General features: G+C 71.1%; 23 protein-coding genes and 1 tRNA gene. 12 read left to right on the forward strand and 12 right to left on the reverse strand.

The window, feature by feature from the left end:
* Positions 1-123: 123 nt before the first annotated feature.
* From ADK67_RS26625 to ADK67_RS26645, 5 genes are read right to left on the reverse strand one after another with little or no spacing between them, the layout of a single operon-like run.
* Entirely contained in the window at positions 124-897 is a 774-nt protein-coding gene (locus ADK67_RS26625) for an ABC transporter permease (RefSeq protein ID WP_053719253.1), read from the reverse strand.
* Positions 894-1,820 carry an ATP-binding cassette domain-containing protein gene (locus ADK67_RS26630; RefSeq protein WP_053719254.1) on the reverse strand — a complete coding sequence of 309 codons (927 nt, stop codon included), beginning with the start codon at positions 1,818-1,820 and terminating at the stop codon, positions 894-896. Before ADK67_RS26630 ends, ADK67_RS26625 begins: the two co-directional genes overlap by 4 nt.
* A gap of 13 nt (positions 1,821-1,833) precedes the next feature.
* Positions 1,834-3,003 (reverse strand): cytochrome P450, encoded by a 1,170-nt coding sequence (locus ADK67_RS26635; RefSeq protein ID WP_053719255.1) that lies wholly within the window; start codon positions 3,001-3,003, stop codon positions 1,834-1,836.
* A gap of 27 nt (positions 3,004-3,030) precedes the next feature.
* The gene (locus ADK67_RS26640; RefSeq protein ID WP_053719256.1) at positions 3,031-3,870 is read right to left on the reverse strand and encodes a DUF4097 family beta strand repeat-containing protein; all 840 of its coding nucleotides are present in this window, start codon (positions 3,868-3,870) and stop codon (positions 3,031-3,033) included.
* 56 nt (positions 3,871-3,926) lie between these two features.
* Positions 3,927-4,418: a toxin-antitoxin system HicB family antitoxin gene (locus ADK67_RS26645; protein ID WP_053719257.1), complete on the reverse strand. Its 492-nt coding sequence runs from the start codon at positions 4,416-4,418 to the stop codon at positions 3,927-3,929.
* 432 nt (positions 4,419-4,850) lie between these two features.
* Here ADK67_RS26645 and ADK67_RS26650 point away from each other — a divergent pair, with 432 nt between their 5' ends.
* On the forward strand, positions 4,851-6,029 hold the full coding sequence (locus tag ADK67_RS26650) for a Fic family protein (RefSeq protein ID WP_082403843.1): 1,179 nt from the start codon (positions 4,851-4,853) through the stop codon (positions 6,027-6,029).
* A gap of 105 nt (positions 6,030-6,134) precedes the next feature.
* Here ADK67_RS26650 and ADK67_RS26655 read toward each other — a convergent pair whose 3' ends face one another.
* Positions 6,135-7,028: a tetratricopeptide repeat protein gene (locus ADK67_RS26655; RefSeq protein WP_157620861.1), complete on the reverse strand. Its 894-nt coding sequence runs from the start codon at positions 7,026-7,028 to the stop codon at positions 6,135-6,137.
* 108 nt (positions 7,029-7,136) lie between these two features.
* On the reverse strand, positions 7,137-7,367 hold the full coding sequence (locus ADK67_RS26660; protein WP_053719260.1) for a hypothetical protein: 231 nt from the start codon (positions 7,365-7,367) through the stop codon (positions 7,137-7,139).
* Positions 7,368-7,532: 165 nt separating this feature from the next.
* Between ADK67_RS26660 and ADK67_RS26665 the strand changes: the two genes are divergently transcribed.
* Both ADK67_RS26665 and ADK67_RS26670 read left to right on the forward strand, forming a co-directional pair.
* Positions 7,533-7,865 (forward strand): helix-turn-helix domain-containing protein, encoded by a 333-nt coding sequence (locus tag ADK67_RS26665; RefSeq protein WP_197289627.1) that lies wholly within the window; start codon positions 7,533-7,535, stop codon positions 7,863-7,865.
* 58 nt (positions 7,866-7,923) lie between these two features.
* The gene (locus ADK67_RS26670) at positions 7,924-8,217 is read left to right on the forward strand and encodes a hypothetical protein (RefSeq protein WP_157620862.1); all 294 of its coding nucleotides are present in this window, start codon (positions 7,924-7,926) and stop codon (positions 8,215-8,217) included.
* Positions 8,218-8,341: 124 nt separating this feature from the next.
* Here ADK67_RS26670 and ADK67_RS26675 read toward each other — a convergent pair.
* Positions 8,342-8,414: transfer RNA gene (locus tag ADK67_RS26675), tRNA-Arg, on the reverse strand.
* Between the two features lie 200 nt (positions 8,415-8,614).
* On the opposite strand from ADK67_RS26675, the gene ADK67_RS26680 reads away from it, so the two are divergent.
* Entirely contained in the window at positions 8,615-9,469 is an 855-nt protein-coding gene (locus tag ADK67_RS26680; protein WP_053719263.1) for a hypothetical protein, read from the forward strand.
* Between the two features lie 18 nt (positions 9,470-9,487).
* Complete coding sequence (locus ADK67_RS26685; RefSeq protein WP_053719414.1) at positions 9,488-10,234, forward strand: FkbM family methyltransferase; 747 nt, start codon at positions 9,488-9,490, stop codon at positions 10,232-10,234.
* A 107-nt stretch (positions 10,235-10,341) separates the two neighbouring features.
* On the opposite strand, the gene ADK67_RS26690 is transcribed toward ADK67_RS26685, so the two are convergent.
* A complete protein-coding gene (locus ADK67_RS26690) occupies positions 10,342-13,545 on the reverse strand; it encodes a penicillin acylase family protein (protein WP_053719264.1) in 3,204 nt (1,067 codons plus the stop codon).
* Between the two features lie 163 nt (positions 13,546-13,708).
* Between ADK67_RS26690 and ADK67_RS26695 the strand changes: the two genes are divergently transcribed.
* Complete coding sequence (locus ADK67_RS26695) at positions 13,709-14,338, forward strand: peptidoglycan recognition protein family protein (RefSeq protein ID WP_082403868.1); 630 nt, start codon at positions 13,709-13,711, stop codon at positions 14,336-14,338.
* Positions 14,339-14,479: 141 nt separating this feature from the next.
* Positions 14,480-15,127: a response regulator gene (locus ADK67_RS26700; RefSeq protein ID WP_053719266.1), complete on the forward strand. Its 648-nt coding sequence runs from the start codon at positions 14,480-14,482 to the stop codon at positions 15,125-15,127.
* A 403-nt stretch (positions 15,128-15,530) separates the two neighbouring features.
* Here the strand turns inward: ADK67_RS26700 and ADK67_RS26705 are convergent, their stop codons facing one another.
* Positions 15,531-17,045: a GGDEF domain-containing protein gene (locus ADK67_RS26705; RefSeq protein ID WP_053719267.1), complete on the reverse strand. Its 1,515-nt coding sequence runs from the start codon at positions 17,043-17,045 to the stop codon at positions 15,531-15,533.
* Positions 17,046-17,118: 73 nt separating this feature from the next.
* A complete protein-coding gene (gene bluB / locus ADK67_RS26710; RefSeq protein WP_053719268.1) occupies positions 17,119-17,751 on the reverse strand; it encodes a 5,6-dimethylbenzimidazole synthase in 633 nt (210 codons plus the stop codon).
* An 85-nt stretch (positions 17,752-17,836) separates the two neighbouring features.
* Here bluB and ADK67_RS26715 point away from each other — a divergent pair, with 85 nt between their 5' ends.
* Both ADK67_RS26715 and ADK67_RS26720 read left to right on the forward strand, forming a co-directional pair.
* Complete coding sequence (locus ADK67_RS26715; protein WP_053719269.1) at positions 17,837-18,154, forward strand: hypothetical protein; 318 nt, start codon at positions 17,837-17,839, stop codon at positions 18,152-18,154.
* Between the two features lie 72 nt (positions 18,155-18,226).
* A complete protein-coding gene (locus tag ADK67_RS26720; RefSeq protein ID WP_053719270.1) occupies positions 18,227-19,279 on the forward strand; it encodes a MerR family transcriptional regulator in 1,053 nt (350 codons plus the stop codon).
* On the opposite strand, the gene ADK67_RS26725 is transcribed toward ADK67_RS26720, so the two are convergent.
* Positions 19,276-19,929 carry a histidine phosphatase family protein gene (locus tag ADK67_RS26725; RefSeq protein ID WP_053719271.1) on the reverse strand — a complete coding sequence of 218 codons (654 nt, stop codon included), beginning with the start codon at positions 19,927-19,929 and terminating at the stop codon, positions 19,276-19,278. The genes ADK67_RS26720 and ADK67_RS26725 overlap by 4 nt on opposite strands.
* A 54-nt stretch (positions 19,930-19,983) precedes the next feature.
* Between ADK67_RS26725 and ADK67_RS26730 the strand changes: the two genes are divergently transcribed.
* The 3 genes from ADK67_RS26730 to ADK67_RS26740 are packed head-to-tail and all read left to right on the forward strand — an operon-like array spanning position 19,984 to position 22,275.
* Positions 19,984-20,304, forward strand: a complete 321-nt coding sequence (locus ADK67_RS26730; RefSeq protein ID WP_053719272.1) for an EthD family reductase — start codon at positions 19,984-19,986, stop codon at positions 20,302-20,304.
* On the forward strand, positions 20,301-21,134 hold the full coding sequence (locus ADK67_RS26735) for a 3-hydroxyacyl-CoA dehydrogenase family protein (RefSeq protein WP_053719273.1): 834 nt from the start codon (positions 20,301-20,303) through the stop codon (positions 21,132-21,134). The genes ADK67_RS26730 and ADK67_RS26735 overlap by 4 nt, the downstream gene beginning before the upstream one ends.
* A 10-nt stretch (positions 21,135-21,144) precedes the next feature.
* Positions 21,145-22,275, forward strand: coding sequence for a GNAT family N-acetyltransferase (locus ADK67_RS26740; protein ID WP_053719274.1), 1,131 nt, complete (start codon positions 21,145-21,147; stop codon positions 22,273-22,275).
* Positions 22,276-22,282 lie beyond the last annotated feature (7 nt).

Raw genomic sequence — 22,282 nt, forward strand, 5'->3', positions numbered from 1 at the left:
CCACAGGGTTGTCCCCAGGTGTGGACGGATCGAACAGGCGTTCGACCACGGGTCACGGCGCTCGGCCCCGCCCTCAGCAGGGCGGGGCCGAGCCGGGCGGGGCCGAGCCGGGCCGGCGGAGGCTCAGCGCGACGGGTCGCGGTTGAACAGGACCCGCGCCCTGGCGTAGCCGACGGCGCTGAGCACGAGGCACCAGCCGACCGCCCAGTACCCGCTGTCACCGATCGGCGTGCCGATGAGCAGCCCGCGCAGGGTGTCGGTGATCGGCGTGAACGGCTGGTGCTCGGCGAACCACGCCAGCCCGCTCGACATCGAGTCGGTCGGCACGAACGCGCTGCTGATGAACGGCAGGAACTGCAGCGGCAGCGCGGAGCTGTTGGCGCCGGCGACCGTCTTCGCGCCCATGCCGAAGGCGATGCCCAGCCACGTGAACGCGAACGCGATGAGCACCAGCAGCCCGGTCGCGGCGAGCCAGTCGGTGAGGCCCGCCGACGGGCGGAACCCGTTGAGCAGCGCCACGCCGATCACCAGCGCCAGGCTGAGGACCGTGTTGAGCAGGCTGCTCAGCGCCTGCCCGGTCAGCACCGAGTAGCGGGAGATCGCCATGGTGCGGAACCGGGCGATGATGCCCTCGCCCATGTCGGTGTTGATGTTCACCGACGTCCACGCGGCGCCGGCGCCGACGGCCATCACCAGGATGCCGGGCACCAGGTAGTCCACGTAGGACGCGCCGCCGGGGATCGTGGTGTCGAGCGAGCCGCCGAACACGTGCACGAACAGCAGCATCATCAGCACCGGCATGCCGATCGTGCCGATCGACATCATCGGGAAGCGTTGCATGTGCCGCAGGTTGCGGCGCAGCATGGTGGTCGTGTCGCGGATGGCCATGGTGCTCATCGCCGCACGGTCCTCTCGGTGGTCAAGGCGAAGAAGACGTCGTCGAGGTCCGGCGTGTGCACGGACAGGTCCTGCACGTCGACCGCGGCGTCGTCCAGCCGGTCGAGCAGCGCCCGCAGCTGGTGCACGCCACCGTCGCCGGGCACGTCGAGGGTCAGGCCCTCGTCGTCGCGGGAGGAGTCGCCGAGCGCCTTGGCGGCGAGGTCGAGCGTGTGCGCGTCGGCGAACCGCAGCCGCACGTGCCCGCCGGGGATCAGCCGCTTCAGCTCGGTCGCGGTGCCCTCGGCGACGAGCCGGCCGCCGTTGAGCACGGCGATCCGGTCCGCGAGCTCGTCGGCCTCCTCCAGGTACTGGGTGGTGAGGAAGATCGTGACGCCGTTCGCGACCAGGCCGCGGATGACCTGCCACATGGCGTGCCTGCTGCGCGGGTCCAGGCCGGTGGTCGGCTCGTCCAGGAAGATCAGCTTCGGGTCGCCGACCAGCGTCATCGCCAGGTCCAGGCGCCGTCGCATGCCGCCGGAGTAGGTGGCGGCGGGCTTCTTCGCCGCCTCGACGAGGTCGAACTGCTCCAGCAGCCGCGCGGTGCGGCGGCGTCCCTCCCGGCGGTCCAGGTGGGCGAGGTCCGCCATCAGCCGGAGGTTCTCCTCGCCGGTGAGCAGGTTGTCCACGGCGGAGAACTGGCCGGTGACGCCGATGGCCGCGCGGACACCGGCCGGCTCGCGGGCGACGTCGTGGCCCGCGACCTCCGCCCGGCCGCCGTCGGCGGTGATGAGCGTGGACAGGATCTGGACGGTCGTGGTCTTGCCCGCGCCGTTGGGGCCGAGCAGGGCGAACACCGTGCCGGGCTCGACCCGCAGGTCGAGGCCGTCGAGCACGACGTGGTCACCGTAGGACTTGCGCAGACCGGTGGCGGTGATCGCCATGGGTCGTCTCCTTCTAGTCGGTGAGCAGCGGCAGGGACTGCACGCCGGTGAGGTTCGGCGAGGGCATGAACGTCGGCCGCCGGTCGGGGTCCGTGCGCAGCTTCGGGAAGCGGTCGAACAGGACGTTCAGCGCGAGCCGACCCTCTAACCGGGCCAGCGGCGCGCCGAGGCAGAAGTGGATGCCGCGGCCGAAGCCCAGGTGGGGGTTGGGATCGCGGGTGATGTCGAGGACGTCCGGGTTCGCGAACTGGCGCGCGTCCCGGTTGGCCGCGCCCACCCACAGCAACAGCATCTGGTCGGCGGGGATCTCGACGCCGCCGAGCGTCTCCGGCTTGTTCGTGACGCGGGCGACCGCCGCGAACGGGGTGAGGAACCTCAGCGACTCCTCGATGGCGGCCGGGACGAGCGCGCGGTCCCGGCGGACCATCGCGAACTGGTCCGGGTGGGCGTCGAGCGCCAGCACGGTGTTGCCGAGCAGCATGGTGGTGGTGATGTGGCCCGCCACCAGCAGGACGGCCGCGAAGTTCACCACCTGCGCGTCGGTCAGGCGCTCACCGTCCACTTCGGCGTGGACGAGGTCGCTGAGCAGGCCGGGGCGCGGCGTGCGACGGCACTGCGCGGCGTGCTCGCCCAGGTAGTCGAGCAGCGGTCGGATGGCTTCGACGCTGTCGCGCAACTCCTCCTGCTGCTTGGCCTCGTCGTCCTTGAGCGAGAACTGGTTGGTGCTCTCGAACATCTTGTCCACCCACAGCTTGAACAGGCCGCGGTCGCTGCTCGGCACGCCCAGCAGTTCGGCGATCACGATCACCGGCAACGGGTAGGCGAGGTCGCGGACCAGCTCGAAGTCGTGCTCCGTGACGTCGTCGAGCAGTTCGCCGGTGAGTTCCGTGATGCGGGTTTCGAGGTCGGCCACGACCTTCGGCGTGAACGCGTGCGTGACCAGGCGGCGCAGCTTGCGGTGCGTCGGCGGGTCGAGCTGGATGATGTTGCCCTCGGTCAGCGACTCGTCGGTCGCCGGGAGCAGCCGCGTCGTGTCGGACGAGAACCGGGCCCAGTCGCCGAGGACCTCGACGGACTCCGGGTGGCCGTAGACGTTCCAGAAGCCGAGCTGCTCGTCGTACGACACGACGTGCTCCGGCCGTTCTCCGCGCAGCCAGAACTGCTGCGGGTTGGTGTCCCACATTGTTGTTTTCCCCCAATGGTGTTGTGTTTACGCGCGGTGGATGACGATGTCCCCCAGGGACGTGCGGGCGCGCACCTCGACCCGCTCCTCGGCCTCGCCCGGCGCGTCGGCGCTGGTCAGCTCGTTGCGCACGCGGCCGGCGATGGCGCGCACGTCCAGCCAGGCGGCCGTGCCCTCGCGGATGCCGACCGCCAGCTCGCCGGCCGAGGTCTCCATGACCACGGAGCCGCGCACGACCTCGTCGACGCGGATGCGGCCGTTGGCCGTCTTGGCGTGCACGTCCCCGCCGGCGTGGCCGACGAAGATGTCGCCGTTGGCGGCGCCGACCTTCAGGTCGCCGGTGACCTCGCCGATCCGGGTCGCGCCGTTCGAGTTCTTCACCGTGCCGGAGCCGTCGAGCCGGTCGACGCGCAGCTCGCCCGAGCCGGTCGTCAGCTCGGCGCGACCGGCGACCAGCTCGACCGCCACGTCACCGTGCGAGGTGGAGGCCTTGAGCGCGGCCGTGTCCTGGAGCCTGATGTGGCCGGCGGACGTCTTGAGGCGGCACTCGCCCAACGTGCCCTCGGCGCGGAAGTCCGCGAGCCCGCCGTTCGCGACGACCTGGGAGCGGGTCGGCAGCCGCACCACGACGTCGACGGTGCCGGTTTTCCCGAAGATGCCGCGTGATCGGGGTGTCTTGATGGTGAGGCGGCCCGCGGCGAAGTCGACCGAGGTGCCCTCGGCGGTCGTGACGTCCTTGGTGTTGTCCGGGTCGGCGGGCTGGACCTCGACCACGGTGTCGTCCCGGTCGGAGGCGGCGATGAGGACGCTGCCGGCGGCGATGTCGACGTCGAGCGTGATGGGTCCGGGCGTGGCGAAAGAAGGCATGGCTGTCCCCTCGGAGTGAGTCTGATCGGTGTTTGTGCTGGTAGCGGTGTTGCGGGCTAGCGGACCCAGCCGGTGTAGCGCTGGGCGGAGGAGCCCCGTCCGGTCGCCCGGCCGCCGCCGTGGCCGAGCCCGGCCGCGGCGGCCCGCACCAGCCAGGCGTTGACGGAGACGCCTTCGCGGGCCGCGGCCTCCTCGACCCGGAGCTTCAGGTGCTCGGGCAGGCGCAGGTTGATCCGCGCCACCGCGCCCTCTTCGGACACCACCGGTGGCACCTCGATGGCATCATCCTGGCTCGACGTGGCGTCGTCCGGCACCGAGACGACGAACTCGGGGTCACGGCCGCGCAACCGCACGTCGACCGATCCCGGCGCGAGGTCGCGCGTGATCTCGTCCACGGCCGTGGAAAGGGCTTCCAACAGCGTCAACCGCACCGCCGACTCCAGCGGGGCGACGAGTCGTTCGGCCAGTGCCCGTGCCTCCGCGCCGCCCGCCTCGGCGGCGGTGGCGAGCTCCCGGCGGAGGTTGTCGACGTACGGCGTCAAGTCCATGGCACCACTATGGCACTACGGTGGCACCACCGCAACCCGGTCGTGGTGCCACGGTGGCGGGTGGCGGTCCGGGGTCGGTGCATCACTCGTTCGTATGAAATTGCGCTTCGATGAGACCAGTGGTCCATTTCGGACCGTGACGTGGTGTCGTGATCATTTCTCGCGGTGTTAGCTTCGAGTGGAATAACGCAGCTCGGGGCCGTGGGTGGGGGAATCATGGGCGATGGTGGTCGAATGGTGTCAAGATAGCCGCTGAGCTGGGCATATGTGGTGATCTGGTGGCGCAACCGTAATTTGCGGATCGCTACCGGGGTGGTGACTCGAATGGTCTAGTGGAGCTATGTGGACAGATGTATAGTGAAGGGTGCGATCGCTTCACATCGACTTGGGAATGCCTTGCCAACGCGTCGGCGGCCGTGCCAATGTTCGCCCATGAATTTTCGCCCTCTGCCCGACGGGCAGTGGTCGCCGGTGCCCGACCTGCCCGGCATCCCCGCAGCACTCCGGCGCGAAGGCGCCTACCTGCCACCGCCGCTGCCCTCGGACCTGGCGCTGCCGGTGTCGACCTACCGCCGGTGCGCCGAGGCCGAGCACGCGCTCGGCCGGCTGGACGAGGCGGCCGACCGGTTGGGCGTGCGACCCGCGCTCGTCCGGGCGACGCAGGTCCGCGACGCGAACAGCTCGGCAGGGCTGTCCGGCCTCGCCGTCGGTCTGCGCGAGACGTTCGCGGCGGATCTGCTGGCGGCACAGGAAGGTCCGCCGCCCACGGACAGCGCCGCGCCGTCCCAGTTGGTGGCGCCGTTCCTGCGGGCGTGCGACCACGGTCTGGCACGGGTCCGCGCCGGCGCCGCGGTCGACGCCGAGCTGGTCGGCGAGGTCGCCGCGATCATGACCGGCGGCACGCCCGGACGCCGCCTGTCGGACGTGCTGCGCGACGCGCCCGGCCGGTTGGGCGTCAGCTCCGAGCGGGCCTACCTGCTGACCGCGACCGGCGCGCACCTCGTGGCGCTGGTGGAGCAGTGGTCGACGTGGGTGCGCGAGGAGGACGAGCAGCCGAGGATCGCCAAGATCGCGCTCGCGCACTACCAGCTGGAGGTGCTGCAGCCGTTCCCCACGGCCAACGGGCACGTCGCGCGCACGTTCTCGACGTTGGAGATGGTGCGGTCCGGGCTGGTGCGCGACCAGGTGCTGCCGCTGTCCGCGTGGCTGGACACCGCGTTGGCCGAGTACGAGCGGCAGATCCGCGCCGTGGTCGACACCGGCCGGGTGGACCGCTGGGTCGAGTTCTTCGCCACCGCTGTCCGCGACCAGGCGTTGGCGCAGCTGCGGCTGATCGGCCACCTGGAGAAGTTGGCCGCCGACTACGCGGTCCGGTTGCCACGTAAGGGGAAGCTGCCCCTGGTGGCGGCCGAGCTGATCGGCCTGCCCGTGGTGGACAACCGGTCGTTGCGCGAGCGTTACGGCGTGTCCGCGAAGGCCGCCACCGACCTCACCGCCCGCCTGGTCGAGCTGGGCGTGCTCGTCCCGTGGGAGTTCCTCGGCTACCGCCGGGTGTTCCTGTGCCGGGACGTGCTGCGCCTGCTGGCCGACCACCCCGACACCACCGTGTGACTACCCGGAAAGAACGCGACGACGATGAGCACCTCCCCCGACCGACCGTCCCCGTCTTCCCGCTGCCGGCGTGCCGGCTGCCGCCGACGCCACTGCCGCCACCGCTCAGGGAGCCTGCCGCGGGTCCGCCTCGTGGTCGGCCTGCTGATCCAGGTCGGCGTGGCGCTGCTGCACTGGTTCCGCGACTGACTCCAGTTCGGCGACGAGGTCGCGCACTCGTTGTGCCGCGGCGTCGTCGGTCCCGATGAGCAGCGCGAGCGCCCTGTTGAACCGCCGGTAGGCGACGGCGCGGTCGCCGGACAGCCACAGCGCCCGGCCGAGCGACGTCAGGGTGCGCGCCCGTGCGGCGGGGTCGGCGGAGTCCTCGGACAGCTTGTCCGCCCGGGACAGGTACTTGATCGCGGAGTCGTACCGGCCGACCTCGATCATCAACTCACCGAGGTGGGCCAGCGCGCGTGCGGCGCCGGGCCGGTCGTCGTGCAGCAGGTACAACTCCAGCGCCTCGTCGGCGCACCCGACGACCTTGTGCATCCGGCCCTGGGCGCGGTAGGTGGCGGCCAGGTCGTGCAACGCGTCGGCCGCGGCGTCCGGGTCGTCGTCGCGGAGGCGGTGGATCGCCAGCTCGCGCATGCCCGCGACGGTGGCGAGGCGGAGCGCCCCTTGCCCGCGTAAGTGCTCCGCGGCCCGGCGGAAACCGGTGGCCAGCAACAAGGACGTCGGCAGCGCGGTGGCGAGTTCGGCGCCGACGTCGAGCAGGTCGCGCGCCCACGTCTCGTCCACGTCGGCGGGGAGGGCGGGCCACACGTCGGCGAACAGCGCGACGGCGGCCTCCGGCTCGGCGGCGCGGAGGGTCGCCGGCAGCCCGTCCCGGTGCGCGTCGAACCACTCGTGCCCGGTGGTCCGCAGCTCCTGGCGCAACCGCGCGACCGCGTGCCGTGGCTCGTCGCTCACCTCGTGCCGCCCTTCCGCGTCCCCGTGGTCGTCTGGTCTCGTCGTCACTTGATCACGAGTGTCAACCAGACGGGTGAGCCCGCACACCGCTGGAAGTGGCCGACTGCCGGCGGACCGGGTCACACGAGCGCGGGACGGCGGCGCCACGGACCGTCATCACCGCTGGGTGGTGACGATCTCGAAGAGGTCGTCGAACTGCATCGGCGCGAGCGCCGTCAACGCGCCGCCGATGAAGGCCGGGCCGGGTTGGAGTTCCCCGCTGAGGACGCGCGCGACGGTGGAGCGGTTGACGTCCATCGCCTTGGCCAGCGCGTAGTCCGAGCGGAACCCGGCGAGCCGGGCGGCTTTCGCGAAGACGTCGGCGCGGAGCTTGATCGTGTTCGGCATGGCCTGCCTCGTGTTGTGCACGCCCAACGCATGTTGTGTGGTCACAACGCTAGGCAGTTTGTTTTGTACGCGCAACTAACGTTGTGTACAGACAACGTGCAGGTCAGCCGCCACCTGGGGGGAGTGCCCAACGAACGTTGCGTGCGCACACGTACCATGTGCGGCGTGACCAAAGCCGAGAGTGCGGACTCGTCCTGGTCGGACTTCGTCCAGAAGCAAATGGACGACCGCGGGATGAGCACAGGAGAACTGACCGAGAAGACCGGATTCGACCGGAGCCGGCTGACGGCGTGGCGCAAGGGCGAACGTCCGAACCTGGACACCGCCCGCGTGGTCGCCAAGGCGTTCGGCATGAGCCCACTGGAAGTCATGGTGGCCGCCAAACTGATCACCGCGGACGAAGCGGACCTGCGCGGCGTCTCCAGCCCCGACCCGAGCGCCCTGACAGATCAACAACTGGTGTCCGAACTGAGCCGCCGCTTGAAACTCCAGCCCTGACCCCACGACCGGCCCGCGGCAACCCCACGGGCCGGTCGACCGCGGCACCGCCGGGCACGTGATCACGTCGCCGCATGCGGAGGAAGGGTTCAATCCCGGTATGGACAACACGCCGCTCGTTCGGGCGATCGTCGAGGCCCTGATGTTCCTCGAACACGCCGGGGACGACGAGATCGACCCTGACGCGGCCGTGCGCGGCATCGAGGTAATCGGTCATGAGCTGGACGCCTTGAGCCAAGCCGACCGGGCGGAGTTCCGGCTGGTCCTGGAGCGGATCGCGGAGACGTCGGGAGAGAACGGACACGCCCAGCGGGCTCGCGAGGTGCCGTTCATGCTCTGGGGCGAGGAGTGACCACATGGCCGGGTCTCGACCGCTCTCGCGGCCGGGAACGGCGACTGCCGGCGACTGAGGTAAAAGATCAGGCCCCGAGCGCGTTGCCGCTGCTCAGGGCCTGATTCACCCGGCGAAAGGTGAGTGCCCCCGGCAGGATTCGAACCTGCGACACACGGTTTAGGAAACCGATGCTCTATCCCCTGAGCTACGAGGGCGCGGGGGTGAGCCTACCGGGTCGGGGGTCGGGCTTCCGGTGGTGGGGTTGTCACTCGGTGGGCCTAGGAACGTGCACCTTGGGTTAGGGGGTGGGGCCCCTCGGGTCGGCTGTACGGGCGAAGTGGGCGACCACACCTGTTCCGGATCGGTCCAGTGAGGTACAGAAGGGGCCATATCCCCCTCCGACGAAAGCCATCCCATGAGCAGCCGACCCTGGCCTGACTTCCGTCCCGGCCCCCTGGGCTCCGTCGGCGCGTGGTGGCGGCGGCTCCGCGCCCGCCCCAACGCCGAGCAGTACACGTTCGTGCCGGCCTCGACTTCCCACCAACACCCGTTCGAGTCGCCGCTGCCCAGCGCCGTCTACGGGCTCGACTTCCACGCCAAGATGACGATCCACTGGCGCGTGGACCTGACGACGGGCGCGCGGCACAACGCGCCGCGCAGCGCCGCGGTCAACGACATCATCCACCGGGCCAAAGCCCTCACCGAACGGGCGATGCTCGTCCACCACGCCCCGCTCCAGCACCAGCTCGGCGCGGAACTGGCGGCGGAACGGCAGGTCGAGGGCACGCACGTGTGGGCACGCGCGGACGGGGTCGAGTTGACCGTGGACGAGAACGACCTGGCGATGGCGCGCAAGCACATCGAACTGCTCCAGACCACCACGATGCGCCAGGCCGAACGGGACGCCGAACGCGCCGAGATCAAGTACCTGCGCGACGAGGTGCTGACCGACCTGTCCACCGCGACCATCTGGTGGCTCGTCCGCAACGGCTACGAGGTCGAGCAGGCGGTGGTGCTGAGCCGGCACCTGGCCGAACTCGTCGGCATCGCCTCGCAGCGCCGCGACCAGCACTGGGCCGACACGCTCGTCACCTCCTTCGAGAGCGCGCTGCCCCGCCTGGACGACGGGCACCGCGCCGACGTCCGCCTCCACCTGGCCAAGGCGCTCGGCATCTACGGCGGCTCGACGGTCGCCGCGGAGTTCGCCGAGCAGGTGGGCCTGCCACCCCAGCTGCAGCAGAACCAGAACGGCGCCAAGCCCCTGACGTGATTCCCTAATGTGGTGATCGTGACCCACAACCTGACCGAGGTGCGCGGCGCGGCCGTGGCTGGCGCGTTGCGCGTCCTCGCCCGGCTCACGCCGTTCGTCGAACCCGAGTTGATCGGCCTGCGCGAGGTGGTGCGGCCCGGTGACGTGTGCGTCGACATCGGCGCCGCGCTCGGCCTCTACACCGTCTCGCTGTCCCGCCTGGTCGGTCCACACGGGACAGTGCACAGCATCGAGCCGCTCGTGTTCGCGCACCCCGCGCTGTCCTACCTGCTCCGCCCGCGCGAGGGCCGCAACGTCGTCCGCCACTCCGTCGCGCTGGGGGTGAGCGAAGGCCGTGAGGTGATGAGCGTCCCGGTCCGGCACGGCACACCGGTCACCGGCCGCTCGTTCCTCACGTCGGGCGCGGACGGGCTCGGCTCGAACGCCGAGTTCGCCGAGCACCTCGAAGTCCTGGTCCGCACGGACACGCTGGACCGGTTCTGCGCGGCCAACGCCATCGACCGCGTCGACTTCGTCAAGGCCGACGTGGAAGGCGCGGAACTGCGCGTGCTGCAAGGCGGTGCGGAGACGATCGAGAGGTTTCGACCGAAACTTCTCCTGGAGATCGAGGAACGGCACGTGCTGCGGTTCGGCTACCGGGCGCACGACGTGCAGGACTGGTTGGCCGAACGCGGCTATCGGATGCACGCCTGGCACCGCAACACCTGGCGGCAGGTCGACCGGATCGACGATCGCGTGCGCAACTACCTGTTCGTCGCGCGGTAGCGGCGGCTCGCCGTAGGGCCAGGTCAGGCCCGGTACCGCCGAAGAACCCCGGAACAGCGGAAGACCCCGGTCCCTGGGGGTGGACCGGGGTCTTCCTGTGGGCCGGTCTACGAGACGTAGACCTCAAGTTCGTAAATCGAGTATCCGTATCCGGTGGCCCGTTGGATACCCGTCATTCGTACGAATCGTGCCGCATCAGGTGGGAACGACGCAAGATCCCGGCCACCATCTCCTTCGGAAGTCGCGTAGGCCGTCCGCCACGTGCTGCCGTCGGTGGACAGCTCTATGCGATACGCCTTGGCATAAGCCGCTTCCCACGACAGCACGACCCGGCCGACCGTGCGCGTCGCGCCCAGGTCCACCTGCACCCACTGCTGGTCCGACCAGTCGCTGGCCCAGCGGGTGTCCGGCTTGCCGTCCACGACGTGCGACGGCGGTGAGCTGTACCAGCCGCGTTCGTGGCTGCTGGCGGTGGCCGTGGCGCCGGCGGCGAGGTTCGTCAGGTCCGTACCGCGGCGGGACGGGAACTGCACGACCTGCTGGTAGGTGGGCCGGTTCTGCCAGTGCACCTTGTCGTGCGTGATGCCGCCCATGGCGCGGTGGACGATGGTGTCCGCGCACCACTGGTCGCCGGCCGCGCACGAGTCGTCACCGGGGTAGACGGTGGACGGTGGTGTCGCCGCGGCGGTGGCGAGGGTGTCGAGCAGTGCCTGGCGGCAGGACACCAGGTTCCCGTTGCCGCAGTAGCGGGCGCCCAGCGCGCCGTCCACGCGATCGCCGAGCACGGCCCGCAGGTCCTTGTCGACGTAGCTCCACCAGCCGTACTGGAACGACGAGCCCTTGTGCGGTGCCGCGCCGTGCGCGTCCGACGGCGGCTCGTCGACCTGGACGGCACGGGTGAGCTGTCCGTAGAGGGCGTCACCGAGGCCGGGCTTGAACTGCGCCTCGACGAGCCGCGGCCACCACGCGTCGAGCAGCCGGATGGCGTCGGCGTGCGCGTAGGTCTTGCTGCCGCGCGAGGTCTCCTTGCGCAGCGAGCCGGATCGCTGCCAGTCGCGGAGCTTGGTCACGGCGGCGGCGAGCGCCGGGTCGGTGACCGGTGTCGTGTCGAGGACGCGGAGCAGGTCTGGCAGCACCTGTTCGGCGCGGAGGTCGGCGACGCCCGCCTCGGCCATGGCCTGCGTGAGGGAGGACCGGGTGACCTTGCTGCGGGCGATGAGCGCCCGCACCCGGTCGTCCAGCAGGTCGCCGCGGTGCACCGAGCCCATGCCGTAGCCGGACGCGGAGTAGTCCAGCGCCTGCTTGTTGTTCCAGCTGACGTAGTAGTCCTGGTTGATCGAGTTCGGGTGCTGCGCGAACGGCGTGTACGTGGCCGTGTTGCGGTCGGCGTTCCAGCCCTCCCACTCGTACGCGGGCTCGGCCTTGACGGGCAGGTGCGGGTCGACGGTCGCCTTGCGCACGGGGTTCGCGCCGGAGTTGAAGTACGCGGTGTCGCGGGAGTCCGCGTAGAACCAGTTGAACGCGTAGCCGACGTGCTCGGCGGCGCGCTGGAAGTCGGCGGCCGACTTGATCGCGTCGGGGTCGTTGAACTCCTGGAACCCGATGATCGAGTCGACCTCGTGCAGGTAGGTGGAGCGGAGCGAGGTGTACGCGACGAACTTGCCGCCGACCTTCGCGCGGCTCTGCACCAGGCCGTACTTGGTGCGGTGCATGACGAGCGCGTACGAGCCGGCGGGCGTGGGGTCGGCGACGGTCGGCTTCCAGGAGTTCTTGCGCTCCAGGCGTTCCATCGGCAGGCACTGGCCGTGGTAGCGGTAGTGGAGGGAGTTCGCGGTGGGCGTGCCGCCGCTCGGTTCGCACAGTTCGACGGCGTAGGTGTCGGTGATGTCCTGGCCGGCGGACGTCGCGCTCCACGAGTAGTCGACGCCGCGGCCCAGCTGCACGTACATCGACACGCCGGCGAACGACACGCCGCGAGCGCGCAGACCGGGGCCGTGGAGTTCTTGCAGCATCAGGAGTTGCGGGGCGAAGTAGCCGGTCTGCGGGCCCCACACGGCGATCGGGTTGCCGGTGTCGGTGTGCCGGCCGGAGACCGCCAGCGCGTTCGACATGCCCTGCTTCCTGGTGAGGAGGTCGGGCGGGAGGACGCCGTCGGCGAAGAGGCCTTCCAACGGCTTGAGGTCGGACGGTGTGTCCACTGTGGAGTGCGCGGTGGACGTTTGGTCGTGCACCATCGGTTCCGGCGTCACGGCGCCGTTGTCGGGCAGCGCCACGCCCTGGGGTGCGGCGGGCGTCGTGCCGTACGGGAAGCGCCGGCCGTCGTGCAGGGTCAGCACGGCTTCGGGGTCGTTCTGCTCGCGGAACGACCGCCAGACCTGGTCGCCGAGGGTGGCGCCGTACTTGTTCTGGGCGGCGAGCTTGACCAGCGCGTTCTGCACCTCGCCGCCACCGCCGGCGCCGAACAGCCCGCCCACGACGGCGGCGATCGCGACCAGGTCGGTCGACTGGAACGGCTTGATGTCGTTCCAGTTGGTGATCGCGTCGGCGTGCCCGGTCAGCACGTACTCGCCGGGGAACGTCCGGTTCGACACGGCGGTGGCGAGGTAGGCGTTGATGCCCGCGATGTAGTCCTTGACGTCCTGCAACGCCTGAGCGCCGCGCGGACCCTGCGTGGCCACCTGGTCGATCTGCGCCTGGAGGTCGGCCTCGGTGTAGGGGATCTGGTTGTAGAAGCTCTGCTCCAGCACCCGGTTGCCCTCGGCGCCGCCCGCGAACCCGGACAACTGGCCGCGGCCGAGGTGGCGGAACAGGTCCATCAGCCAGAGCCGGTCCTGCGCGGCGGCGTACCCGGCGCCGAACTCGGTGCCGGACCGGGTCGTCCCGTAGATGTGCGGCATGCCGAGGGTCTTGTCGCGGACGATCGTGACGTCCGCGCGCGGCTTGATCGTGCTCTCGACCTGGTCGGCCGGGACGCCGAAGGAGGCGTCGTTGAAGAACGCGCCCAGCTGCTCGTTGGTCAGGCCGCCGTAGCCGGAGACGAGCGAGTCGTAGCGGCCCAGCTGGTCGGCGGAGTGCGCCGGACGGGTGCCGAGCGCGCGGTGGGCCAGGATCTCGGCGAGGGTGGCGTTGCCGTTCTGGCCGGGTGGCAGCACGTCGTGGCACTGGCCGAGGCAGTGGTCGTCCGGGGTGAACGCGGTGGTCCTGACCTCGGCAGGGGCGGCTGCGGCGGGGGCCGGGGCGGTGGCTGGGACGGTGATGGCCGCGGTGGCGAGGAGTGCGACCACGGCTAGCGATCGGGCGGCTCTCCGCATGACGCGAAGCTCCTTCCAGGCAGGGATCGTGTGACGCACGTTACTGGCAGGTTGCGGATTCGCGAAAGACCTTCGCGTTTGGCTGCGGGGTGGTCGTCGGCTTCAGCCGTTCGAGTGTGGAAGCTTGACCTATTGGGTTGATATTGGGAAAACAGTCAACATGATGCGACGTCGATCGCTGCTCACCGGTCTCGCCGGCGCGGGGGTGCTCGTTGGTCTGGGCGCCTCGCCGGCTTCGGGCTCGCCCATCCTGCCCATCCGCAGTTGCGCCGACTGGGGCGCGAGGCCGCCGGCGCAGCCGACGACCGTCGTGAACGAGCGGCCGGTCCGGATCCTGATCCACCACACCGCGTCGGCGAACGTCACCGACTACTCGCAGGCGGCGGCGTACGCCAACGCCCGGTGGATCCAGAACCTCCACATGGACACCAACGGCTGGATCGACTCCGGCCAGCACTTCACCAACAGCCGCGGCGGATTCCTCATGGAAGGCAGGCACGGCAGCCTGGCCGCGTTGCGCGCCGGCGACCGGGTCGTGGTCGGCGCGCACTGCCCCGGCCAGAACACCGCGGCCATCGGAATCGAGAACGAAGGCCTCTACATGGACGTGGAGCCGCCCAAGTCGCAGTGGGACTCGCTGGTGTCGTTCTGCGTGTACACGTGCGAGCAGTACGGCATCCCGCCCACGGCGATCCAGGGCCACCGGGACTACCGGGACACCCTCTGCCCGGGCGACAAGCTCTACGCCCTGCTGCCGCGCTTGCGACAGGAAGTGGCGCAGGTCCTGAGCTGACCTCGGTTATTTCCTGGCAACTGTGAACAGGCGGAACCCGCGTCCTTCCGTGGTGAGATAACGGGGAATTAACGTCAGCTTGCGTGTTCGTGCACGAGGCTGGGCGGGTACGAACACGAAACGCCAACGCGGGGAGGCGTCGTGATCAAGGTGATGCTGGCCGATGACGAAGACCTCGTCCGGTCCGGCCTTCGCATGATCCTCAGCAGCGCAGGCGACATGGAGGTCGTGGCCGAGTGTGACGACGGGCACCTGGTGGCCGACCTGGCACGCAGGCACCGCCCGCATGTCGTGCTGCTGGACATCCGGATGCGGTCGTCCGACGGGTTGATGGCGCTGCGCAGGCTGCGCGCCATTCCCGACCCGCCGAAGATCGCCATGCTGACCACGTTCGACGTGGACGAGTACGTCTCGGAGGCGCTGCGGCTGGGCGCCTCGGGTTTCCTGCTCAAGGACACCGAGCCGGAGCAGCTGGTCCGGGCCGTGCGCGACCTCGCGGTGGGTGGCGCGGTGCTCGACCCCGGTGTGGCGGCGCGGGTGCTGGCGGCGGTGGCCGACGGTGAACGGGCGGCTGAGCCCGCGCGGCGGTTGCTGGCCTCGTTGTCCGAACGGGAGCGCGAGGTGTTGGTCCTGATCGGACAGGGGATGTCCAACGCCGAGATCGGTGGGACGTTGCACCTGTCGGAGGCGACGGTCAAGGGGTACGTGTCGTCGGTGTTGGGCAAGATCGGGGCGGTGAACCGGGTGCAGGCGGCGTTGGTCGCGTTCCGGGGTGGGCTGATCGCCTGAGCCCCGCGTTCGGGCCGCGCGTGTCGAACGTTCGGGTCGTGCGTGTCGAACGTTCAGGGCGCGAGAGTCCTACGTTCGCGGTGCGAGAGTCCTACGTTCGGAGCTGGTGAGTTCAACGCTCAGGTGACCTGAGCTAGGCGCGGTGGTCACTTCCGGCTCGATTTGACATGGGGCCCTTACGGGCACCCCAGGCAGGCCAAAGCCGGGCAGGCCTGGCGGGAAGAGCGTCCGCCAATCCGCCAAGCCTGCCCGGCTTCGACCAGCCTAAGGCACCCGAACCCATGTCAAATCGGGCCTCGGTGCATCGGCTACGGGTCCGATGTGCGGCCGTTGGGCGAAGGGCTGGGCGGCGGGTTGCGGGTCCGTTGTGGGCGGTGGGTTTGTGTAGTGGTCGTGGTGGTTGTCAGTTGCCGGAGACGGCTTCTGGGACGACCAGGTGGGGTTCGACTTCGACGCGGTTGCGGCCGTGGCGTTTGGCGCGGTAGAGGGCCATGTCGGCGGCGGCGAAGAGTTGGTCCAGTTTGGCGGGGCCGGCGGCGACGCCGATGCTCACGGTGGGGCGGCGGGTGGTGCCCAGGACGACGGTCCAGTCGTGGCTGTCCACGGCGGCGCGGATGCGTTCGGCGACGGTCGGGCCCACTTCGAGGGTGTTGCCGTCGGCGTCGCCGAGGAGGACTACGAACTCGTCGCCGGCCCAGCGGGCGACCAGGTCGGCGGCGCGGCACTCGCGGCGGAGTAGTTGGGCGATCTCGCGCAGGGTGGCGTCGCCCGCGGCGTGGCCGGCGTCGTCGTTCACGCCTTTGAAGCGGTCCACGTCGACCAGGACGAGCCACGGCACGCGGCCGCGGGCGGCGGTGCTTTCCAGTAGGCCGGCGGCGGCGCGTTCGAGGCCCAGGCGGTTGGCGAGGCCGGTGAGGGGGTCGCGGGCGGCGGCTTCCTGGGCGGCGACGGCGAGGCGTTGGGCTTGGACGGCGACGCGGCGTTGTTCCAGGGCCTGGCCGAGTCCTTCCTGGAGGGTCTCGGTGGCGGTGCGGCCGGCGGCCACGGAGCAGCGGAGTGCGGTGGCCTCGCCCACGTGGTCGCCCATCTCGGCGCAGATGTCGGCCAGGTCGAGGGAGAAGCGGAGCAGCAGGGACGGGTCGTTGATGGACTCCGAGGCGGCGACGGCGCGGCTGGCGAGGGTGCGGGCCTGGACGAGGTCGCCTTGTTCGCGTCGGACGACGGCGAGGACCCAGCCGGCCACCGCCGAGGTCCACTTGTCGCCGGTCTCGTGGGCTTGGCGCAGTGCCTCTTGGGCGTTCTCCTCGGCTTCGTCCAGTTCGCCGACGCCGGCCAGCGAACGGCTGTAGGCGGCGAGCAGGGCACGGCGCATCTGCTTCTCTTCGGCCAGGTCAAGGCCTTCTTTGAGGTAGCCGCGGGCTTCTTCGAAGATCGCGCGGGCGTGGTCGGGGGGTGAGGAGATCGCGCGGAAGTTCAGCGTGCCGCCCAGGCCTTGCAGGCAGTGGCCCAGGATCTCGACGGCGGACGGCGAGTGCTCGGCGGCGCGGCGTGCCACCTGGACGGACAGGCGGAGCATGTCCACGGCCGCACGGCGGTTGCCGATGCCCTCCAAGAGGTAGGCCAGGGCGTGCATCGCCTGGGCCGCGGCCGGGTTGTCGCTGTGCTCGCCCTCCAGGTCGGTCCAGCCCTCGGCGGCCAGTTCGAGCGCGAGCGGGATGCGGCCGAGGCGCCACGCGAGCTTGGCGCGGTTGACCAGGACGGCGGAGCGCTGCCAGCGGTCGGCGCCCGGTGGCACGCGGCTCACGACCTGGTCGAACAGGGTGTTGGCCTCCGGCAGGCGGCCAGCGTTCAGCAACGCCTTGACCTCAAGGTCGAGTTGCGGGACCTGTCCGGCTACCAGCCGGTCGCGCTGCTCCACTCGTGCTGACACTCCATTCCGACTCGGCGATGCGGTACGCGGGACCGCTCGCCGCCGGCACGGCTACCACAGGCTACCGGCCGGAACGCCGTGTGTACCGGTCCTCGTGCAGGACTTCCTCCAGGGGCAGCCGGTTGCGCCAACCGTGCCGCTCCAGGTCCGGGGTGTCCGGTAGGCACTCGACCGGTCCGACGCACAGCCAGGCCACCGGGCGCAGGGGTTGCGGGACGTCCAGCATCCGCCGCAGCACGTCCTCGCGGTAGAAGCTGACCCAGCCGACGCCCAGGCCCTCGGCGGTGGCGGCCAGCCACAGGTTCTGGATGGCCAGGCACACCGAGTACAGGCCGGCGTCGGCGATGGCGTGCCTGCCGAGCACGGCGGGCGAGCCGCGGTCCGGGTCGTAGGTCACGACGATGCCGACGGTGGACTCCAGGATGCCCTCGACCTTGATCCGGGAGAACAGCTCGGCCTGCGGCGCGTCGAGTTCGGACGCGAAGACGCTGCGCTCGGCGTGGACGTGGTCGCGGAACGCGCGGCGGGTGTGCTCGTCGCGCACGACGATGAAGTCCCACGGCTGGGACAGTCCCACGCTGGGCGCGGCGTGCGCGGCGGTGAGCACCCGGCGCAGCACGTCCGGCGGGATCGGGGCGCCGGTGAACTCACCCCGGGTGTCCCGTCGGCGGTGCAGGACGTCGTAGAAGCTCATTCGGACGATCGTGCCTCACGCGTTCCGGTGAACCTGGCCGGGAGAGGGGTGGTGTGCGTCTCAGCTGGGCGTTGAATGGCCGGTCATGGTCGGAACGGTGCACGGGTCCGCGCTGGGTTTCGCGGGCGGAGTGGTGGTGACCGCGCTGGCGGGGAGTTGGCCGGTGTTCGCCCTGCTCCTGCTGGTGGTGGTCGTGGTGGTCGTCTCGTGGTGGACGACGGTGCTCGGCGCGGCGCTGACCGCCGTGCAGTGCTGGGGCCTGTACGGGAGCTTCGTGGTCGGCGACGAGGGCCACCTCGTGGCGGACTGGCCGGCGTTGGCGGTGCTGGCCGTGGCGGGCACGGTGTCGCTCAGCGGACTGGTGCGCGATCGCGCCTCCATTGTGGATTCCGCGGTGGGTTGACCTTCACCCTGGGTGAAGCCGCACGGTGGTCCCCGGTCGGGCCGCGTGGTCCGGCCGAGGGAGGGGGCAGGCGTGGAACTGCTGACCATCGGTGCGTTCGCGCGGGCCGTCCGGCTGTCGCCGAAGGCGTTGCGGCTCTACGACGAGCTGGGCCTGCTGACGCCCGCCCGGGTCGACCCGCTGTCGGGGTACCGGCTGTACTCGCCGGACCAGGTCGAGCGGGCCCGGCTGGTGGCGTGGCTGCGCCGGCTCGGGATGCCGCTGGCCCGCATCCGAGGGGTGTGCGAGCTGGCGCCGGCGGACGCGGCGGCCGAGGTGCGCGCCTACTGGGCGCAGGTCGAGGCTGACACCGCGGCACGGCGGAGCCTCGCCTCCTTCCTCGTGGAGCAACTCTCCGGGGAGGACACCACCATGACCGTGACGCTGCGGTACGCGCTGAGGACCGATCGCGGGCTCGTCCGCGAGTCCAACCAGGACGTCGGCTACGCGGGCGATCGGCTGCTGGCCGTGGCCGACGGGTTCGGCGCGCGGGGCGAGCCGCTCAGCTCGGTGGCCATCGACGCGCTCGCGCGGCTGGACACCGCGATACCGGCGGGCGAGCTGCTCAACGCGCTGGCGGACGCCGTGCGGCGGGCCGGGACGGCGGTGGGGGAGTACCTCGCGGCGAACCCGGCCGACGAGTGCAGCGGGACGACGTTGACGGCGCTGGTGCTGTCCGGGTCGCGGCTGGGCCTGGTGCACGTCGGCGACGCGCGGGTGTACCTGCTGCGCGGCGGCGCGCTGTTCCGCATCACGCACGACCACACGGTGGTGCGGTCGCTGATCGCGGAGGGGCGGCTGACGGAGGAGGAGGTGGTCAGCCACCCGCAGCGGTCGATGCTGGTGCGGGCCCTGCACGGCAAGGAGGTGGAGCCGGACCTGGCGCTGCACGACGCGGTGCCCGGTGATCGTTATCTGCTGTGCTCGGACGGGCTGCACACCGTGGTGCCGGAAGAGGAGCTGCGGGAGGTGCTGAGGTCCGTGGACGAGCCGGAGGAGGCGACGCGGCGGCTGGTCGACCTGGCCAACGCCGGTGGCGGGCCGGACAACGTGGTGTGCGTGGTCGCGGACGTGGTGCCCGGCTAGGCGAGCGGTCCCTGGGTCTCGCCGTCCGGGGACGCCCGCCACTGGTCGAACGGCCGGTCGAGGCGCCACGCCTGGCCGTCGTGGGTGAGGACCCGGTGCTCGCACGTCTCCAGGTTCGACAGGGACTCGAACAGCTCGATGCTCCACCCGAACAGGCGACGGCACAGCAGCCGGATGGTGAGGCCGTGCGAGACCACCAGGGCCGTGCCCGGGTGCGCCGGGTCCTTCATCCGGGTCTCCAGGTCGGTCAGGAACGCGGCCAGGCGGTCGTCCACGTCCGCGCCGGACTCGCCGTTGGGCAGCCGGAAGAAGAAGTGCCCGAACGCGTGCCGCTGGTGCTTGAGCACCTCCTGCTGCACGGGGTCCTGGAGGTTGCCCCAGTCCTGTTCGCGCAGCCTCGGCTCGGCGACCGTGCGCTCCAGCTGGTCGCCGAGGTCGAGGTTGCGCAGGGTGGCCTTGGTCCGCACGTACGGGCTGACGTAGACCGCCGCCGGGTCGCCGTCGAGGAGCGCCTTGATCCGCGGCCCGGCGTCCCGGGCCTGTTGTTCGCCCAGCTCGGTCAACGGGAGGGCGTGGTCGGGGACGCGGCAGTACGCCAACTCGTCGACGTTGCCCAGGCTCTGTCCGTGGCGCAGCAGGATGATCCGCACCGCTCCATGGTGCCGGTGTTACATTCGCAGGCGAAACCGGACGGAAGGTGTCACATGGTCAAGTACGTCGCCCTGTACCGGAAACCGGCCGACGTCGAGGCGTTCGACGAGGCCTACTTCGCCTCGCACCTGCCGCTGGTCGAGCAGACGCCCGGTTTGCTGCGCGCCGAGGTGGCGAAGGTCTCACGCGTCTTCGTGCCCGGTTTCCTCGGCGAGCACGAGCTGCACATCGTGGCCGAGATGTACTTCGAGTCCGCCGAGGCCATGAAGGACGCCTTCCGCACGCCCGAGTGGCAGGCCGCGGGCGCGAACCTGTCCGAGATCGGCGGCGTCGAGCTGGTCGCGATGTTCGCCGCGGAGGTCGTCGACCGATGATCACGGTGGTGATCGGCGGCGGCACGATGGGCGCCGGGGTGGCCCACCTGTTCCTCGCCGGCGGGCACGACGTGGTGCTGGTGGAGGCGGGCGCCGACCGGGTGGCGGCGGCGCGGCGCGCGGTCGAGGCGTCGCTGGCCAAGGCCGCCGACCGGGGCAAGCTGGACGCGGCGCCGTCCGAGCTGCTGACGCGCCTGACCGTGGTCGAGCGGCTCGACACGCAGGTAGGGCGGGGCGCGGCGCTCGTGGTCGAGGCCGTGCCCGAGGACGTCGAGCTGAAGCGGCGGGTGCTCGGCGACGCGGCCCGGGCCTGCCCGGACGCGGTGCTGGCGTCGAACACGTCGTCGTTGTCGATCTCGGCGTTGGCCGAAGGGCTGCCCGGTGAACGCGTGCTCGGGATGCACTTCTTCAACCCCGTGCCCGTGCAGCAGCTGGTCGAGCTGGTGCACCACGCCGGGGTGGCCGCCGACGTGGTGGCGCGGGTCCGCGGCTGGGCCGAGGAGCTGGGCAAGACCGTGATCGAGGTGCGGGACGCGCCGGGGTTCGCCACGTCGCGGCTCGGGGTCGCGGTCGGCATGGAGGCCATCCGGATGCTCGAAGAAGGTGTGGCGAGCGCCGAGGACATCGACACCGGGATGCGGCTCGGGTACGGGTGGCCGATGGGTCCGCTGCGGCTGACCGACCTGGTCGGGCTGGACGTCCGGCTGGCCATCGCCGAGCACCTGGCGGCGGAGCTGGGCCCGCGCTTCGCGCCGCCGTCGTTGCTGCGGGAGAAGGTCGCGGCGGGACACCTCGGCCGGAAGACCGGTCAGGGCTTCTTCACCTGGTAAGCAGGACGGTGTGCGGATCCGGGAGCTGACCCAGGACGACGTCGGCGAGGCCGACCGGCTGCGCCGGGTGGCGTTCGGCGGCATCGGCGAGCCGTCGTTGCGGCCCGGTCGGCGGGGGCTGCTCGCCGAGGTGGACGGGCACGCGGCGGGCCTGCTCACGATCAAGGACTTCCACCAGTTCTGGGGCGGCTCGACCGTGCCGATGGGCGGTGTCGGCGGCGTGGCCGTCGACTCCTGGGCACGGGGCCGCGGCGTGGCCGGCGCGCTGCTCGAAGCGGCGTTGCGGGACATGCGGGAACGCGGCCAGGCGCTGTCCGCGCTGTACGCGACCGTGCCCGCGGTGTACCGGTCGCGCGGGTGGGAGCGGTCCGGGGTGTTCGAGTGGCTGGAGTTCCCGCTGGACCGGATGCCAGCCGGCGCGCGGATCGCCACCCGGCCCGTGGTCGAGGGCGACCTCCCGGCGTTGCAGGCGTGCTACCTGGACGTCGCGTCCACCGTGGACGGGCTCGTGGACCGCAGCCCGCCGACCATCGCCGCGGACGACCTGCTCAAGGAGGCCGTGGTGTCGGTGGCGCCCGGCCACGACGGCGAGGTGCGCGGGTACCTCGCGGCCGAGCGCGACGCCGCCGGGCTGCGGGTGCACGACCTCGTCGGCCGGGACGTGACGACCCAGCTGGGGCTGCTGCGGGAGCTGGGCGGCTGGGCCGGCGTGCTCGACAAGGCGCGGCTGCTCGTCACCGACCCGGCCGTGACGGGCCTGCTGACGAACCAGGCGATCGAGTACACCGTGACCACGTCGTCGTGGCTGCTGCGCGTGGTGGACCTGCCGGCGGCGGTGGCGGCGCGCGGCTGGCCCGCGGCGGCGTGGCTGAAACCCGCGGCGGTGGACCTCGAGGTGATCGACGAGCACGCGCCGTGGCACGCGGGACGGTGCCGGCTGGTGGTCGAGGACGGCGCGGTGCGCGTCGAAGCCGGTGGCAGCGGGGCCGTGCGGCTGCACGCGCGTGCGCTCGGGCCGTGGTTCAGCGGGATGCAGAACAGCCACGCGCTGCGCCGCGCCGGCCTGCTCGACGGTGACGCCGCGCTGCTCGACCGGCTGGTCGGCGCACCTGGCGTGCCGCGGCTGGCGGACTACTTCTAACCTGACC

It is taken from the genome of Saccharothrix sp. NRRL B-16348 (genome assembly GCF_001280085.1).
Classification (GTDB): Bacteria; Actinomycetota; Actinomycetes; order Mycobacteriales; family Pseudonocardiaceae; genus Actinosynnema.

What these genes read in the sequence shown, in the direction of transcription:
- ADK67_RS26625 (WP_053719253.1), bottom strand. Translation starts at nt 897, where the DNA reads ATGAGCACCATGGCCATCCGCGACACGACCACCATGCTGCGCCGCAAC.
- ADK67_RS26630 (WP_053719254.1), bottom strand. Translation starts at nt 1,820, where the DNA reads ATGGCGATCACCGCCACCGGTCTGCGCAAGTCCTACGGTGACCACGTC.
- ADK67_RS26635 (WP_053719255.1), bottom strand. Translation starts at nt 3,003, where the DNA reads ATGTGGGACACCAACCCGCAGCAGTTCTGGCTGCGCGGAGAACGGCCG.
- ADK67_RS26640 (WP_053719256.1), bottom strand. Translation starts at nt 3,870, where the DNA reads ATGCCTTCTTTCGCCACGCCCGGACCCATCACGCTCGACGTCGACATC.
- ADK67_RS26645 (WP_053719257.1), bottom strand. Translation starts at nt 4,418, where the DNA reads ATGGACTTGACGCCGTACGTCGACAACCTCCGCCGGGAGCTCGCCACC.
- ADK67_RS26650 (WP_082403843.1), top strand. Translation starts at nt 4,851, where the DNA reads ATGAATTTTCGCCCTCTGCCCGACGGGCAGTGGTCGCCGGTGCCCGAC.
- ADK67_RS26660 (WP_053719260.1), bottom strand. Translation starts at nt 7,367, where the DNA reads ATGCCGAACACGATCAAGCTCCGCGCCGACGTCTTCGCGAAAGCCGCC.
- ADK67_RS26680 (WP_053719263.1), top strand. Translation starts at nt 8,615, where the DNA reads ATGAGCAGCCGACCCTGGCCTGACTTCCGTCCCGGCCCCCTGGGCTCC.
- ADK67_RS26690 (WP_053719264.1), bottom strand. Translation starts at nt 13,545, where the DNA reads ATGCGGAGAGCCGCCCGATCGCTAGCCGTGGTCGCACTCCTCGCCACC.
- ADK67_RS26695 (WP_082403868.1), top strand. Translation starts at nt 13,709, where the DNA reads ATGCGACGTCGATCGCTGCTCACCGGTCTCGCCGGCGCGGGGGTGCTC.
- bluB (WP_053719268.1), bottom strand. Translation starts at nt 17,751, where the DNA reads ATGAGCTTCTACGACGTCCTGCACCGCCGACGGGACACCCGGGGTGAG.
- ADK67_RS26715 (WP_053719269.1), top strand. Translation starts at nt 17,837, where the DNA reads ATGGTCGGAACGGTGCACGGGTCCGCGCTGGGTTTCGCGGGCGGAGTG.
- ADK67_RS26730 (WP_053719272.1), top strand. Translation starts at nt 19,984, where the DNA reads ATGGTCAAGTACGTCGCCCTGTACCGGAAACCGGCCGACGTCGAGGCG.
- ADK67_RS26735 (WP_053719273.1), top strand. Translation starts at nt 20,301, where the DNA reads ATGATCACGGTGGTGATCGGCGGCGGCACGATGGGCGCCGGGGTGGCC.